Here is a 15,432-nt window from a genome sequence, read left to right as displayed (position 1 = left end):
CTTACTGTCCCCGGGCAAAGGGCAATGGGCGCGTTGGCACCATGCCACCGCGACACTTCAATACCCGCAGCTGCGCCGGCTGCGCATCGATGGCGATGCGCAAGGCAGCTGGCGAAGGATTCTTCGCCGCCTGCAACGGGCGGCTGGCAAAACCCAGCGTCTGCCCCGATTCGGCAGCCACCTGCAGCCGTCGCAAGGCCTTGTCCTCGGCCATCTGCGGCCAGCACAGCACAGCACCGCAACTGCCAGAACGCAGGCACTGTTCAGTGGCCCACAGCGCATCACGTTGATCCGTGGCCTGCACCACCTGCAACTGGCGCAGATCGACACCCGCCGCCTGCCAAGCCGGTGCATACGGAATATGCGGCGGCGCCACCAGCACCACGCGCTCACCGGCCTGGGTCAATCGTGCCAATGACGGCCATAGCAGACGCAGCTCACCAACGCCTTCAGCCGGCAACAGGATTTCGCTTAGCGCGGACTCCGGCCAACCACCGGTAGGCAGAACGTCATCCAGTTGCGCATAGCCCGTGGATTGGCGGCTGGGCGGCAACGGCGCAGGCCGACCACGCCAGACCCGGCGTTCGTGCAGCAGACTATCGAGGGCAACAACCGCCCCCATCAGCCGCGCCGCACCAGGCCACAGAACACGCCCTCGATGGCGAAGTCCTGATCGTGTTGCACTTCAATCGGCGCATAAGCCGGGTTGCGTGGCAACAGACGTAGCTGGGTTCCGCTGCGTGAGAGCCGCTTGATGGTCAGCTCGCCATCCAGCCGCGCCACCACCGTCTGCCCGTTGCGCGCATCGCTGCTGCGCCTGACCCCGACCAGATCGCCATCGAAAATACCGTCGTCGATCATTGAATCGCCTTGCACCCGCAACAGGTAATCCGGACGCGCGGCAAACAGGCGTTCATCCAACGCGAGGGTATCGACCAGCTCAGCATCGGCGCCGATCGGCGTGCCCGCCGCGACCCGGCCAAGGATGGGCACCTGCAGCAACTCCGTACGCGGCGCCAGTCCCAGCGGGCGAATCCCACGTGCCTGCCCGGCAGCCACCTCGATCAGGCCCGCCTCGCTCAAGGCCAGTACGTGTTTGCGTGCCGCCCCGCGTGATGCCAGCCCACAGGCGGCGGCAATCTCGGCCAACGAGGGGGCTTGTCCGTGCCCATTCACCTGGTCACGGATGTAGCGAAGGATGGCGGCACGGCGCGGGCTGAGGTCAGTCATGGAGTACATTTGTACTCCATCTACACAAAGCTCGCCAGAGGCTGAGCACCGCTATTCAGGTGAATACGAAAAAGACAACGCCGCTGCTATCTTTTGCAGCATATGGACCCTAAAACCTCCATAAAATCGCATCCGTCCCTGCCCCAGGCATTGCGCAGCGTGCCGCTGCGCACCATTGCTCCGGTCACCACGCTGGCCTTGCTGTTCTTCTCGATCTGGCTGTGGTTTGACGGGCAGCGCCTTGCCGCCGCAGCCAGCTGCCTGTTGTCAGCAATGGCCTTGCTGGCCAGCGTATGGATCCATCAGCGCAAGCCCCGCCTGGAGCTGGGCGGCGTGTTGCTGTGCTTGGGCACGGTGGGCGGCAGCCTGCTCTCCGCCTGGCAACTTGGTAGCGACGCATTGCCGTGGGCCTACCTGACCTTGATGTCCAATTTCTTCATCGTCCGCAACCAGATCGCCACCCCGCTCAATCTGTTGCTGGTTGCCGGCCTGCTGCTGATGCCAAACGTACTGCTCGGCCACCCTGCACACCTGCAGGCACTGACCGTGATCGTGCTGGTGTTCGGCTTTGGCTACCACTTCTCGCGCCGCCTGCAAGGCGACCGCACGCGTCTTGAGATGCTGGCATCACTGGATGCACTGACCGGCGTCCCCAACCGGCGCGCTTTGGAAAAATCATTGCAGGCGCACATCGATGGCGTCCGCGGTGAGCGCTACCGGCAAGGCCTGGTGGTGATAGACATCGACAACTTCAAGGAGGTCAACGACCACTATGGTCATGGTGCCGGTGATACCGCCCTGTCCGACCTGGCTGCGATCCTGCGTTTTGAACTGCGTGCAAACGATCAGGTATTTCGTTTTGGCGGCGAGGAGTTCGTGATTCTTGCCGATACCGGCAGCCATGAAGCGCTGGTCCGGTTTACCGAGCGCCTGCGCAAGGCGGTCTATGAATCACTGCGTGGACCCGGCGGTCGCATTACCATCTCGGTAGGTGCGGCGATGTATGCCGGCGAGCAGCGTTGGCAGGACTGGTTTGCGCGTGCTGATGCCGCGCTATATAGGGCCAAGGGCAAAGGGCGCAACAGCGTGGTGGTTTCGGAGTAGCTTTGGCTTTGGCTTTGGCTTTGGCTTTTGCTCCCTCCCTTACGCCGCAGGCGTAGGGGAGGGTTGGGGAGGGGTAGCTTTCGCTTTCGCTTTCGTTTTTGCTTCCGCAGTGCATGCAGCGCTTTTGCCGCGAGCCAAAGCCAGAGCCCCCTCATCCGGTGCTGCGCACCACCTTCTCCCGCAAGCGGGAGAAGGGAGCGAAAGCAACAGCTGCGACAGCAACCAAAACCAAAGCAACAGCCAAAGCCAAAGCCAAAGCTAAAGCTAAAGCAGCAGCAACAGCCAAAGCAGTAGCAACAGCCAAAGCAGTAGCAACAGCCAAAGCAGTAGCAACAGCCAAAACTACCGCTCCCCAGCCCTCCCCTGCACCTGCGGCGCAAGGGAGGGAGTAAAAAGGGCCGCTTGCGCGGCCCTTCCTTTACATCATCAAGCAAGTGCTTCGATCAGGAACGCAGCGGGATCACGCGGATCTCGACGCGGCGGTTCTGTGCGCGGCCGGCATCAGTGCTGTTGTCGGCGATCGGATAGGCCTTGCCTGCACCCAGGGTTTCAATGCGCTCACGCTGCACGCCCTGTGCGGTCAGGTACGCAGCCACTGCATCCGCACGTTCCTTGGAAATACGATTGTTCACCGCATCGCTACCAATGCTGTCGGTGTGACCAACCACTTCGATCATGGTCTGGTTGTACTCGCTCAAGGTGCTGGCAACGCCATTGAGCGCGCCGTAGAACTGCGGCTTCAGCGTGGTCTTGTTGAAATCGAAGGTAATGCCGTCGGGCAGGCTCAGGGTGATGTTGTCACCGTCGCGCTGCACGTCGATACCGGTATTGGCGGTGCGCTCACGCAGTGCGCGCTCCTGACGGTCCTGGTAGTTGCCAACTGCAGCACCGCCGAGTGCGCCGATACCGGCACCGACCATTGCGCGCTGACGACGCTCTGTGGCGTTGCCGCCGCTGAGCAGGCCGGCAGCAACACCGATGGCCGAGCCGATCAGCGCGCCCTTACCGGTCTTGTTCTGCTGCTGGGTCTGATTGCCGTACTGGTCCTGCTGCACATACGAGCCACCGGTAGCACAGGCCGAGAGGACGGCTGCCGCCACCAAGCCAATGGAAAGATTACGAACAACAGTAAGGGTGGTCATCTGAGTCTCCTGATAGGCCGGACTGGCCAGCGTGGATTTGCCGGGCAAGCATAAACATCGCGACGCACTACCTGCGTGATCCTCAACCTTCGTCACAGGTGTCCATTCATCTAACTGTCTTGCACGTTAAGCCAGTGTCAGCGACAACGCTGGTAGGCGGCCAGCGCCGCATCGCGCCCTTGCGCCAGGTCCACCAAGGGCTGCGTCGGGTAGCTCGGCGCATGCTCGGCAAGCAGCTGCGGGAACTGCCAGGGCGCGAATCGCGCCTTCAGCGGCAATGCGGCCAGTTCGGGCACCCAGCGACTGATGTAGCGCGCGCTGGGATCGAACTTCTGCGCCTGCGTCACCGGGTTGAACACGCGAAAATACGGTGCCGCATCCGCACCGGTGCCGGCGATCCACTGCCAACCCATGCTGTTGTTGGCAAGGTCAGCATCCACCAGGGTGTCCCAGAACCAGCGTGCACCTTCCTTCCAGTGCATGCGCATGTGCTTGCACAGAAAACTGCCCACCAGCATGCGCACCCGATTGTGCATGTAACCGGTCGCCCACAGCTCGCGCATGCCCGCGTCAACTATGGGAATGCCGGTACGGCCTTGCTGCCACGCCGCCAGCATCTCCGGCTGCGCCGGCTCCCAGGCGAAACGTTCGAAGCGCGGATTGAGGTTGACGTCGCTGGTCTGCGGGAAGTGATGCAGCAGATGCCAGGAGAACTCGCGCCAACCCAACTGGCGGATATAGCCATCAATGTCCGCATCGCGGCCGGCACTGCGCATGCCTTCCAGCGTATGGGCTACACGCCATGGCGTGATCTCACCAAAATGCAGGTGCGGCGACAGCAACGAAGTACCAGTGCGATCCGGCAGATCGCGCTGTTCGCGGTAGCCATTGAGTGCGCCTTCGGCGAATACTTCCAGCGCTTCCTGTGCCCCGGCTTCGCCGGGCTGCCAGTGTTCCCAGAAGCCGGCATCCCAACCCAGACGCGGTTTCAGCGCGAGTGCCTGCAAGGACAGGCCCGACATCTTCGGCGAGCTCAACTTGCGCGGCGCTTCTGAAAGCCCAGGCAGCCGCCAACGGGTCAATGCGTTGCGCCAGAACGGCGTGAATACCTTGTACGGACCACCTTGCAGCGTGGCCAGCTCCCACGGTTCGAACAGCAGATAGCCGTTATGGCTTTCCACCTGCAAACCCTGCTCGCGCAAGCCTCGCTTGATCGCCGCATCGCGCGGCTGCGTGGCAGGTTCGTACTTGCGGTTCCAATAGACCGCCTCGGCCCCGCTTTCAGCGATCAGTGCCTGCAGTTGCGCCATGCTGTCGCCACTGCGCAGCAGCAACGCCGAGCCAATGGCGCGCAGCTGCGCGTCGAGCTGCTGCAGCGAATGATGCAGCCAGGCGTCGGAGGCCGCTCCCGGTACCCATGCGCCCTCTTCCTGCGGCGCATGGATGTAAACCGGCACGATCTCATGACCGGCTTCAATCGCGGCCTGCAACGCCGGGTTGTCACGCAGCCGCAGATCGCGGCGGAACCAGACAATGGCGGTGGACATGCAGCAGCTCCCGCTTATTCGAATGAACCGACCGAATCGTGGCTCAGGTTGTCAAAGCGGGTGTACTCGCCGAAGAACTTCAATTTGCACGAACCTGTGGGGCCACCACGGTGTTTGCCGATGATGATCTCGGCCAAGCCCTTGTCCGGCGAATTTTCCTTGTTGTAGTAATCGTCGCGGTAGATGAAGACGATCATGTCCGCATCCTGCTCGATAGCGCCGGATTCGCGAAGGTCAGCCATCACCGGGCGCTTGTCGGTACGGGTTTCCAGGGAGCGGTTGAGCTGTGACAACGCGATCACCGGCACATGCAGCTCCTTGGCCAGGCCCTTGAGCGAACGCGAGATCTCCGAAATTTCGGTAGCACGGTTTTCACTGTTGCCCGGCACGCTCATCAGCTGCAGGTAGTCGATCACGATCAGGCCCAGATCGTGCTCGCGCTTTAGTCGGCGGCATTTGGAACGCAGGATCTCCGGCGACACGCCAGGCGTATCGTCGATGAAGATCTTGGTTTCCTTCAGCATGCGGATGGCGCCGGTGACGCGGCTCCAGTCCTCGTCCTCAAGCTGACCGGTACGCAGCCGCTGCGCATTGATGCGGCCGTTGGAGGAAATCAGACGCATCGCCAGCTGCGATGCGGACATTTCCATCGAGAATACCGCCACGCCCTTCTTCGACTTGATCGCCGCGTACTCGGCGATATTCAAGGCGAAGGTGGTTTTACCCATGGCCGGACGTGCGGCCAGAATGATCAGATCGGTCGGCTGCAGCCCGGCGGTCATCGCATCGAAATCGTTGTAGCCGGTCGGCAGACCGGTGATGTTGCCGCCGTTCTCGAAACGGTTGCGCAGCTCTTCGAAGGCGTCTTTCAATGCGCCCGGCATGGCGACGAAGTCGGTACGCCCGCGCGCGCCCTGCTCGGCAATGGCGAACACGGACTTTTCCGCGGTCTGCAACAGCTCCGAGCTGTCACGCCCTTCCGGCTGGAAACCATCGTTGACAATGTCGGTGCCGACCTGGATCAACTGCCGCAGCACCGCCTTGTCGCGCACGATCTCGGCATAAGCGCTGATATTGGCGGCCGACGGCGTGGTGCTGGCCAGTTCAATCAGGTAGGCGCCATCGCCGACCATGTCCAGCTTGCCCTGCGACTCGAACCATTCGCCCAAGGTCACCGCATCGAACGGGCGATCACGCTCGGACAGCTCGCGGATCGCGCGGTAGATCAGCTGGTGGTCGCGTCGGTAGAAGTCCTTGTCGGTCAACGCCTCGTTGACCCGGTCATAGGCCTCGGGCGCCAGCATCAGGCCACCCAGCACTGCCTGCTCGGCTTCCACCGAATGTGGGGGTACGCGCAAGGCGTCGATGCGCTGATCGCTGCGATCGGAGCGGTCATTGCGGTCACCGCGGTCGCGGTCGGAACGGAAACCAGTACGGGCGGACATGAAAAGCGTTATTCCTGCAATAAGGCCGTGCGGCCATGGTAGGTGGGCAATGCCCACCGGGATACGTACAAGTCTGTGGATAACCTGTCTACAACCCAAGCCCCGATGGATTCAGGAGTGGGCTGGCATACAGAAACGAGCACCCGGCGCCGTTGCAGCGCCGGGTTCGGATTATCGCATGAGCAGCGCCCGCGCCGTCCCGCCACTGGCGGCTTCAGGCTTTGTGCTGGCGCTCGATCCAGACCAGGAACTTGTCGACAAAACCCTGCAGGAACTGGCGTGTGCCATCGTTGCTGATGCTGCCATCAGCCTCGATAAGGCCCTCCTTGAAGTGCAGGAAGGCCTCTGGCTGCGGCATAACCGCCAGGTCAACGAACACCAGTACATTGCGCAGGTGCTGCTGGGCCAAGGCACTGCCGATGGCACCGATGGAGGCCCCCACCACCGCTGCGGGTTTACCGGCAAAAGCGTTGTCGCCGTAAGGACGCGAGGCCGTGTCGATGGCATTCTTCAGCACGCCGGGAATCGAACGATTGTATTCAGGGGTGACAAACAGCACTGCATCGGCGGCGCGCACCTGGTTCTTCATGCGCGTACCCTGCGCCGGGAACTGGCTATCGTGATCCTGGTTGTACAGCGGGATGTCACCGATCTGGATGTAGTCAAACTTGACCCGATCACCGGCCAGCTTTTCCAGCGCCAGCGCCAGCCGCCGGTTGATCGACTCCTTGCGCAGACTGCCCACAAAAACCGCGACCTTGTACTGGCTCATGACCACCTCGCTCGGTAAGAAGGACACAGGCTAGCCAGCATGGGCTTCGTAACAGGTGAAGGCAACGCCTCGCCGAACCATCAACGCGGGATGCGCAGCATCAAAGGCGCAGACGCCCTGTAAGCCCGCCATAGGCCAGCCTCACCGTATCGAAGCCGTACTTCGACTCCAGCCGCTTGATGATGAAATGGCCGCGTGCCATGTCCTGGTAGTAAGCAGTGAACATGGTGTTCAAGGTGGCACCGGCCACCGCACCGATCACCGGCACTGCCTGCGCGACAAACTTCTCCGACACCACAACGCCGAAGCGGGCAGCAATCTTCTCCACGATCCTCGCCAACCACTTACCGGCTTCCTTCGGGCCCAGCCCGAGCAGCACACCGTGACTGCCGCTGACGGCGCTGCCGGCCAGTTCCGCTGACAGGTGCCGCATTACTTCGGTGGTGAAGCCACGCGCCAGGTAATAGCCAGTCTCACTGGCGTCGTCCTGGCCGGAATTGCCACCCAGTGCGAACACTTCAAGACAGGCCTGCCGGGTTGCCATCTCATTCAGATCGAAACCTTCGCTGCGGGCGACGTCGGCTACTGCGCGCATGATGATGGTGGTCGACAACGGCAACTCGATGGCCAGTGCCGGCAGACCACCCGCCCCGCCCAGCGCACCGGAAGCCGCCGCCGCCAGCTTGTGCAGGCGTGGTGATGCAGGCTTGCCGGGTTGCTTGTTGTCCATCGTCCACAGCGCCGTCTGCGCGGCCTTGTACAAGGCTGCCTCGGTGACGCCCTGGATGCGCGAAGACACCGCCGTGGGCAGCTTGCGTACCGCGAATTCCAATGGCCCACCAATCAGGTTGGCCATTTTGGCGGTGAGCGTGGGCGATTCCAGCAAGCCCACCGCACGCTCCAGATCGGCCAGATCCTGCGCGTTGTCGTGCAGACGAAGGGCGATCTCGTTCATCGTGTTCAACCGGCTTCCGGCAAGCCCGCCAGCACACCCATGAACTGCCGATAATGGCGCAGCTCGGCAATGGAATCGTGCACGTCGCTGAGCGCGGTGTGGCTGGAGGTCTTGCTCACCCCGGCGGCAACGGCCGGCGACCAGCGCTTGGCCAGTTCCTTGATGGTGGACACATCGAGGTTGCGGTAGTGGAAGTACTTCTCCAGCCGCGGCATCTGCCGGTGCAGGAAGCGTCGGTCCTGGCAGATGGAATTGCCGCACATCGGCGAGGCGCCAGCCTTGATCCAGTCCTGCAGGAAGGCAATGGTCCTGGCTTCGGCCTGGCCAACCGTGATGGTACTGTCCAGCACCCGCTGCCACAGGCCCGAACGCTGGTGCTGGTTGCGGTTCCATTCGTCCATCGCTTCCAGCGTGGCCAAGGAATGGTTGATGGCGAACTCAGGGCCTTCGGCCAACACATTGAGTTGACCGTCGGTGACGACGGTTGCGATCTCGATGATGGAGTCGTTGTCCGTATCCAGACCGGTCATCTCCAGGTCAATCCAGATCAACCGATCATTGCCCGCGCTGTTGTCCGCCATGTGCTGCCTCATGCTTGGGGCCGGCGATCAAGCGCCGCACGGCCGGAATATCGAAGCGCACATGATACCCCTGCTCAAGGTAGGAGCTGCGTCAAAGGTCGTCAGGGGTCAGCAGCGGTCGCCCGCGCTTGGCCCGGAAGTAATTGGTCAGACGCAGGCTGGCCTCCTGCGCCAGCACCCCGCCCTGTACCTGCACGCGATGGTTGTGACGTGGATCGGTTAGCAGATCGAACACGCTGCCGCAGGCACCGGTCTTGGGATCGGTGGCGGCAAATACCACCCGCGCGATGCGCGCGTGCACCAGCGCCATCGCGCACATCGCACAGGGCTCCAGTGTCACGTACAGGGTGCTGCCAATCAGCCGGTGATTGCCCAGCGCTTTGCCGGCCTGGCGCATGGCCACGATTTCGGCATGCGCACTGGGGTCATGGTTGGCGATATTGAGGTTCCAGCCTTCGCCCAGCAGCGCGCCATCGGCGCCTACCAAGACCGCGCCAACCGGGATTTCATCGAACTCGCGCTGCGCGCGATCGGCGAGCGCCAACGCTTGGCGCATCCAATGTTCGTCGCTGAGGGCTGGATCAATCTGGGACATGCAGGAACTACAGGGATGGAAGCGGCGCAAGGGTAACGCAGATGACTACAGCCTGCTGCTTCACGCCCCGAGCGGCAGGTATTGGCCTGTGGGAGCGGCGCAAGCCGCGAAGCTGACGTTACCCAGCCCCAAGCAACTGCGTCGTCTGATGAACAGCGTGTTTCGCGGCTTACGCCGCTCCCAGACACAAAGCCGCCCGGCGTTGGCTCTGGACGGCTCGAGTGCTTGAATGAACCGCATTGAAGCCAACGCCCGGCCTCGCTGCATCCCCGGGACAGGCAATCTGGGGGCTACGAGGTCGTGGCGCTCTCGCGCTGCTGCACCGAAACCCGGTTCCTGCCGCCGCGCTTGGACGCATACAGCATTTCGTCCGCCGCTTTCAGCACGGCCTCGATCTCGAAACTGCTCTGCGGCCAATTGGCCACACCCAGCGAAATCGTGATCGCGCCAACCTTGGCAATCTTCATTTCCTCCACCGCCACGCGCAGACGCTCGGCTACCTGCGTTGCCGTTGTAGAAGTGGTGGAAGGCAACAGAATCAGGAACTCCTCGCCACCGACGCGCAACGGCACGTCATAGGCGCGACAGGCCTCACGCATGCGCTGGGCGAGCTGCTGCAGGACCAGGTCACCGACGGCGTGCCCATAGCTGTCGTTGACCCTCTTGAAGTGATCGATATCGATCGAGATGACCGAGAACGTATTGCCCTGACTCTCGAAATTCGCAAGCGCTTCATCCAAGCGACGGCGGTTGCCCAACTTGGTCAGCGGATCGGTGGTGGTGTCCTCACGCAGCTTGCTGAAGCTCTTGTGGATCGCGTCAACACCGATCAGCAGGGCCTTCTTGAGCTCGCGTGACTCGAAGTACCAGGACTTGACCTCACGAATGTCCTTGGCCGAGGCCGGATCTTCCATATTGCGCGCGCCATCGGCCAACAAACGCAGCGGGCGCGAAATCAGCCGTGCGCTCCACAGCACCAGGATCAAGGTCAGGATCGTCGCCGGCAGCGCCTTGTACAGGGTGCTCTGCATCAGCTGGGTCAACGGTGCGAGCGTGACCTCCTCGGGGCGTTGGGCGACGATTCCCCAGCCGGTCGAGGCTACCGGTGCGTAGCCAGCCAGCATTTTCACGCCTTGTGAGTTGACCGCATGCCCTTTGCCCGCCTCGCCAGCCGCGACGCGATCGACCACGACATTCTTGTCCACAAAATCACCGATCCGGTCCGGATTGGGGTGATAGATGATGCGCTTCTGCCTGTCGACCACGAACAGGTAGGACCCATCGACATAGAAATGCTGGCCGAGCAGACGATCGAGGATGTTCTCCTTCTGCAGGTAGATCGCCCCACCAACCGCACCAAGATAGCTGCCGGACGCGGACACGATCGGGTGATTGATGAAGACGATGAAGTTACCTGTCGCCGACTGGTACGGCGCACTGATCAACGGCCGCTTCTCACGCAATGCGGTCTTCACCGCCTCGCTGTTGAGCACCCGCCCCTGCAGGCCAATGGCTTCAGGCGAGGTCGCCAGCACCTTGCCGCTGGCGTCGAAGATGGTGATGGAGTTGAAGCTCTTGCTCATCATCCGCAGGCGCGCAGCTTCCTCCTCCAACTTAGGGACGTCGTCCATTTTCATGGCGAGCAGCTGCGCGGTGTAGGCCAGCTGCAACTGGGATGCCTGCAGGAAGTCTTCGGTGCTCTTGGCCAGCTTGTTGGCGTAGGCGTAGTTGCCGTCCAGCGTGGTGTCGACCAGCTGCTGACGCTGCACGGTGTAGCCGGCGTAGAACGTATTGGCGAACGGCACCAGTGCTCCGATCAACGTGAGCACCAAAATAAGTTTTCGTAAATCCATGGATCCCAACGCGGACGCTTGAAGGTGGTGCCGCGACGAGCCCATGCATGCCCGGGCGCGCAGCTCCCCCAAGCTGTATTCAGTTTACCAGCGGAACTGTCCTGATTGCCCGATACCGGTGTCATACCGCTGCGAACAACTGCGCAGGCAATATGTCTACGCGCACAAAAAAGCCGCTGATGTCAGCGGCTCTTCCGAATATCTGGCGGGCAAAGTGGGATTCGAACCCACGGAAGGTTTAACCCTTCGCCGGTTTTCAAGACCGGTGCCTTAAACCGCTCGGCCATCTGCCCGTAAGGTACTGCTACCCCGGATAACACTCCGGGGCGCGCATTCTCGCATGCCTGCGGGCTTTTTTGTTCAACCCGCTTCGATTGCCAGCGAACCAGCCATCGAGGCGCGGATCTTCTCCTTGGCCCGCTCGCAGGCGCCGCCACAGTGCAGACGCGAGGCCTCCAGCTCGGTCGGCAGGTGTTCGGCCAGGAAATCGATGAATACCCGCACCGCCGGCAACAGCCCGCGCCGCGAGGCAAACACCGCGTGGCAGATGCCCTGCGGCAGCGACCAATCCGGCAACACCACTTCCAGCTCGCCGTTGCGCACGGCTTCGGCACAGACGGTTTCCGGCAGCATGGTGATGCCGAAACCATCCTTGACCATGGCCTGCAGCAGCGGGAAATCGAAGCCAGCTACGCGCGGCTGCAATTCAACCCGGCGCACTTCACCACCCGGTCCATGCAGCTCCCAGCGCTGCCGCGCTTCGTCTTCGCTGATGCTCAAGGTGACATGATTGCCCAGGTCTTCCGGCGAGGCCGGCCGCCCTGCCCGGTCCAGATAGGCGGGGCTGGCAACCAGCAGCTCCTGCACCTGGCCGAAGCTGCGCATCACCAGGCTGCCATCGTCGTCCAGGCGCGATCGCACGCGCAGGGCAACGTCATAGCCTTCATTGATGATGTCGACGCGGCGATTGCTGATGTTCAGTTGCAGCCGCACTTTCGGGTACTGCTCGAGGAACTTGGGCAGCAGCTTGGGCAGCTGCATCTGCGCCAGCGACACCGGCACGCTGGCACGCACCAGCCCACGTGGTTCGGCGCTTAACCGATCCACCACTTCGCGAGCAGCCTGCGCTTCGGCCAGCATGGTCTGCGCATGCCGATGCACGCTTGTGCCCACATCGGTGACCGCAAAGCGGCGCGTCGAGCGCTGCAGCAGGCGTACACCGAGATCGGTCTCAAGCTGGCTGATGCGTCGGCTGAGACGTGATTTCGGGATGCCCAGCGCTCGCTCGGCGGCAGCAAAGCCGCCATGGTCGACCACCATGGCGAAGTAATAGAGGTCGTTGAGGTCCTGCATGGATTGAGCCCATCATTGGAACGAACCGGTAAATTTAATCACCTTTGTCCTGTATTTACAAATCAGGCCACAAACAGTCCTGATTGAAGGTTCAGCGTGCTGATTGCCAAGCGCTGCAGACGCCCATTCAGTTTTTAGGCCACAGCGCCGAGGAACGGCGTCAGCCGCGAAGCTGGCAAGCCCTGTGGCCAAGGATTTCCTCGCACCTTCAACGTTCCAGCTTCGCGGTTTGCACCGCTCCCACAAGGCAGTGCAGCTTTGCGGCATTGGGGCGTGAGCGCTTGAAGCGCTATCGGGCGGGCCTCTGCCGAGCATAGCTCGGCACTACCAGAGGCATCAGCAACCTGCTGTTGTGGGAGCGGCATCAGCCGCGATGCCCACGATCGTTGCGATTGCGGGCCGTTGTGCAAGTTCGGCGAACCCGGCTTTGCGGTTTACACCGCTCCCACAAGGATCAGAGACCGTGTGGGCACGGGTGCCGATGCGCTATCGGGCAGGCCTCTGCCGAGCATGGCTCGGCACTACAGAGGCATCAGCAACCTGCTATTGTGGAAGCGGCGTCAGCCGCGAAGCCCGCGATCATTGCGATCGCAGGCATTTGTACGAATTCAGCCAACCGTGCTTCGCGGCTGACGCTGCTCCCGCAGGATCAGCGGTCGCGCCTGAAACGCTACCCGGCAGGCCCCTGCCGAGCATGGCTCGGCACTACATTGAGAGATCGGCAATTCGTTGCTCAGGCGATGCTTTCGGCGCCGCCCATGTACGGACGCAGCACTTCAGGGATGGTGATCGAGCCGTCGGCGTTCTGGTAGTTCTCCATCACCGCGATCATCGCCCGGCCTACCGCCACACCAGAGCCGTTGAGGGTGTGTACCAGCTCCGGCTTGCCGTTGGGGTTGCGCCAGCGGGCCTGCATGCGCCGCGCCTGGAAATCACCACAGTTCGAGCAGGAGGAGATTTCGCGATAGGTCTGCTGCGAGGGCAGCCAGACTTCCAGATCGTAGGTCTTGATCGCCGAGAAGCCCATGTCGCCGGTGCACAGCAGCACCTTGCGGTACGGCAGGCCCAGCTTCTGCAGCACCGCTTCGGCGCAGCCGGTCATGCGCTGATGCTCGGCATCGCTGTCTTCGGCGGCGCAGATGCTGACCAGCTCCACCTTCTCGAACTGGTGCTGGCGGATCATGCCGCGCACGTCACGGCCGCCGCTGCCGGCTTCGGAACGGAAGCACATCGAATGCGCGGTCATGCGCACCGGCAAACGCTCGGCGTCGATGATCTCGTCGCGGACGATATTGGTCAGCGGCACTTCCGAGGTCGGGATCAGATAGCGCGTGGATTCGCCCAGCGCGGTCTTGAACAGGTCTTCCTCGAACTTGGGCAGCTGGCCGGTGCCGCGCAGCGAGTCGGCATTCACCAGCACCGGCACGTTGGTTTCTTCGTAGCCATGTTCGTTGCTGTGCAGGTTGAGCATGAACTGGCCCAACGCACGGTGCAGACGCGCGATCGAGCCGCGCAGCACGGTGAAGCGCGCGCCGGACAGCTTGGCCGCGGTTTCCGCGTCCAGGCCATTGTTGCGGGCGCCCAGTTCGACGTGGTCGAGCACCGGGAAGTCGAACTCGCGCGGGGTGCCCCAACGCAGCTGCTCGACGTTCTCGCTCTCGTCCTTGCCGGCCGGGACATCGGCGGCGGGCAGGTTCGGGATACCCATCGACAGGGTTTCGATCTGCTCGCGCAGCACATCGAGCTGGGCCTCGGAGCTCTTCAGTTCATCGGCGAAGGCGGCAACTTCGGCCATGATCGCCGACACATCCTCGCCCTTGGCCTTGGCATGGCCGATCGACTTGGAACGGCTGTTGCGCAGGCTCTGCAGCTCCTGGGTGCGCACCTGGATGCGCTTGCGATCAGCCTCCAGCGATTCGAAGGCGGCCACATCCAGCACGTAGCCGCGCGTACTGCGCAGGCGTTCGGCAAGTTCGGCGGGCTGCTGGCGAAGAAGGGCTGGATCAAGCATGGCTGGGCACTGTGTACGGGTGTGAGCCATAGATTATCGCGCGAACTGCGCCTGTCTGCCGCGTGATTCACCTTTCCTGTGCAAGAATCGGCCTGATCCACACGGTCAAGACCATGTCTGCCCCAAGCTCCCGCTCCGACCAGAATTTCACTTTCCACCTGCCCCGCAGCAGTTTGAAGATTGCCGGTATCGCCTTTGGCGTCGGTGTATTGCTGTTCCTGGTGGTCTGGCTCAATGCCCGCCGCCAGAACGAGTTTTACCGCGCCGATCCGGCCCAGCCGCAGGCCAACAGCGCCGTACTGGCGCCATTGCCGGCGCCACTGCCCGCCGGCGCCGGTGCCAGCGACATGCCCGATGCGCGCCCGGAAGCCGTGGAAGATACCCCGGAGCTGGTGGAAACCGCGCCAGCCCCGCCACCGCAACCCATTGCCGAGACGGCACCGGTCGATACCGCACCCGCAGCGCCGGCACCTGCCAGCACCCCCAGCGACCAGCCGGTGCCGTTGCCCGGCCAGAGCCCCGCCCCGGAATACCCTGCTGCAGCGCTGCGCCGTGGTGAAAGCGGCACAGTGATCGTGCATGTGGATGTCGATGCCAGTGGCGCGCCGCTGGACGTGCGCCTGGTCCAGCGCAGCGGCTCCCGTGATCTGGATCGTGCCGCCCAGGAGGCGGTGCGCAACTGGCGTTTCCAGCCGGCGCAAAGTAACGGCCAGCCGATGCAGGGCAACCTGGAAATCCCGTTCGACTTCAAACCGTCGCCTTAAACTGAACCCCGGCTCCCCAAGGGTGCCGGTTCATGCCAAAAGTCATTCGCCGTTTGGGAGTGCAGGACCAGACTTGCTGC

The 15,432-nt window shown here is 62.6% G+C and carries 15 protein-coding genes and 1 tRNA gene; 2 read left to right on the top strand and 14 right to left on the bottom strand.

Going from position 1 to position 15,432, the window contains the following annotated elements:
* Position 1: 1 nt before the first annotated feature.
* Both imuA and lexA read right to left on the bottom strand, forming a co-directional pair.
* On the bottom strand, positions 2–622 hold the full coding sequence (gene imuA / locus ACVOLZ_RS01025; protein ID WP_481514756.1) for a translesion DNA synthesis-associated protein ImuA: 621 nt from the start codon (positions 620–622) through the stop codon (positions 2–4).
* Entirely contained in the window at positions 622–1,230 is a 609-nt protein-coding gene (lexA, locus tag ACVOLZ_RS01020) for a transcriptional repressor LexA (RefSeq protein WP_481514755.1), read from the bottom strand. The genes imuA and lexA overlap by 1 nt, the downstream gene beginning before the upstream one ends.
* Before the next feature lie 102 nt (positions 1,231–1,332).
* Between lexA and ACVOLZ_RS01015 the strand changes: the two genes are divergently transcribed.
* Positions 1,333–2,334, top strand: a complete 1,002-nt coding sequence (locus ACVOLZ_RS01015; protein ID WP_481514754.1) for a GGDEF domain-containing protein — start codon at positions 1,333–1,335, stop codon at positions 2,332–2,334.
* A 151-nt stretch (positions 2,335–2,485) separates the two neighbouring features.
* Here the strand turns inward: ACVOLZ_RS01015 and ACVOLZ_RS01010 are convergent, their stop codons facing one another.
* The 12 genes from ACVOLZ_RS01010 to serS all read right to left on the bottom strand — a co-directional run bounded on the left by ACVOLZ_RS01010 (position 2,486) and on the right by serS (position 14,588).
* Positions 2,486–2,674 carry a hypothetical protein gene (locus tag ACVOLZ_RS01010; protein WP_481514753.1) on the bottom strand — a complete coding sequence of 63 codons (189 nt, stop codon included), beginning with the start codon at positions 2,672–2,674 and terminating at the stop codon, positions 2,486–2,488.
* Positions 2,675–2,777: 103 nt separating this feature from the next.
* On the bottom strand, positions 2,778–3,476 hold the full coding sequence (locus tag ACVOLZ_RS01005; protein ID WP_481514752.1) for a YiaD family glycine zipper/OmpA-like lipoprotein: 699 nt from the start codon (positions 3,474–3,476) through the stop codon (positions 2,778–2,780).
* 137 nt (positions 3,477–3,613) lie between these two features.
* On the bottom strand, positions 3,614–5,023 hold the full coding sequence (locus ACVOLZ_RS01000; RefSeq protein ID WP_481514751.1) for a cryptochrome/photolyase family protein: 1,410 nt from the start codon (positions 5,021–5,023) through the stop codon (positions 3,614–3,616).
* Between the two features lie 14 nt (positions 5,024–5,037).
* Positions 5,038–6,468 (bottom strand): replicative DNA helicase, encoded by a 1,431-nt coding sequence (locus ACVOLZ_RS00995; RefSeq protein ID WP_481511325.1) that lies wholly within the window; start codon positions 6,466–6,468, stop codon positions 5,038–5,040.
* Between the two features lie 214 nt (positions 6,469–6,682).
* Positions 6,683–7,240 (bottom strand): NADPH-dependent FMN reductase, encoded by a 558-nt coding sequence (locus ACVOLZ_RS00990; RefSeq protein ID WP_481514750.1) that lies wholly within the window; start codon positions 7,238–7,240, stop codon positions 6,683–6,685.
* Between the two features lie 100 nt (positions 7,241–7,340).
* Positions 7,341–8,195 carry an EcsC family protein gene (locus tag ACVOLZ_RS00985; RefSeq protein WP_481514749.1) on the bottom strand — a complete coding sequence of 285 codons (855 nt, stop codon included), beginning with the start codon at positions 8,193–8,195 and terminating at the stop codon, positions 7,341–7,343.
* 5 nt (positions 8,196–8,200) lie between these two features.
* Positions 8,201–8,776 carry an oligoribonuclease gene (orn, locus tag ACVOLZ_RS00980; protein WP_481514748.1) on the bottom strand — a complete coding sequence of 192 codons (576 nt, stop codon included), beginning with the start codon at positions 8,774–8,776 and terminating at the stop codon, positions 8,201–8,203.
* Positions 8,777–8,867: 91 nt separating this feature from the next.
* Positions 8,868–9,371, bottom strand: a complete 504-nt coding sequence (gene tadA / locus ACVOLZ_RS00975; RefSeq protein ID WP_481514747.1) for a tRNA adenosine(34) deaminase TadA — start codon at positions 9,369–9,371, stop codon at positions 8,868–8,870.
* Between the two features lie 290 nt (positions 9,372–9,661).
* Positions 9,662–11,200: a sensor domain-containing diguanylate cyclase gene (locus ACVOLZ_RS00970; RefSeq protein ID WP_481514746.1), complete on the bottom strand. Its 1,539-nt coding sequence runs from the start codon at positions 11,198–11,200 to the stop codon at positions 9,662–9,664.
* A gap of 227 nt (positions 11,201–11,427) precedes the next feature.
* Positions 11,428–11,517: transfer RNA gene (locus ACVOLZ_RS00965), tRNA-Ser, on the bottom strand.
* A 67-nt stretch (positions 11,518–11,584) separates the two neighbouring features.
* The gene (locus ACVOLZ_RS00960) at positions 11,585–12,577 is read right to left on the bottom strand and encodes a LysR family transcriptional regulator (RefSeq protein ID WP_481514745.1); all 993 of its coding nucleotides are present in this window, start codon (positions 12,575–12,577) and stop codon (positions 11,585–11,587) included.
* Between the two features lie 733 nt (positions 12,578–13,310).
* Positions 13,311–14,588: a serine--tRNA ligase gene (serS, locus tag ACVOLZ_RS00955; protein ID WP_481514744.1), complete on the bottom strand. Its 1,278-nt coding sequence runs from the start codon at positions 14,586–14,588 to the stop codon at positions 13,311–13,313.
* 113 nt (positions 14,589–14,701) lie between these two features.
* Between serS and ACVOLZ_RS00950 the strand changes: the two genes are divergently transcribed.
* Positions 14,702–15,352 carry an energy transducer TonB gene (locus tag ACVOLZ_RS00950; RefSeq protein WP_481514743.1) on the top strand — a complete coding sequence of 217 codons (651 nt, stop codon included), beginning with the start codon at positions 14,702–14,704 and terminating at the stop codon, positions 15,350–15,352.
* Positions 15,353–15,432 lie beyond the last annotated feature (80 nt).

The organism is Stenotrophomonas sp. STEN020 (assembly GCF_056760195.1).
The sequence above is the reverse complement of the archived record's forward strand: the minus strand, read 5'-3'. Positions and strand labels throughout refer to the sequence as shown.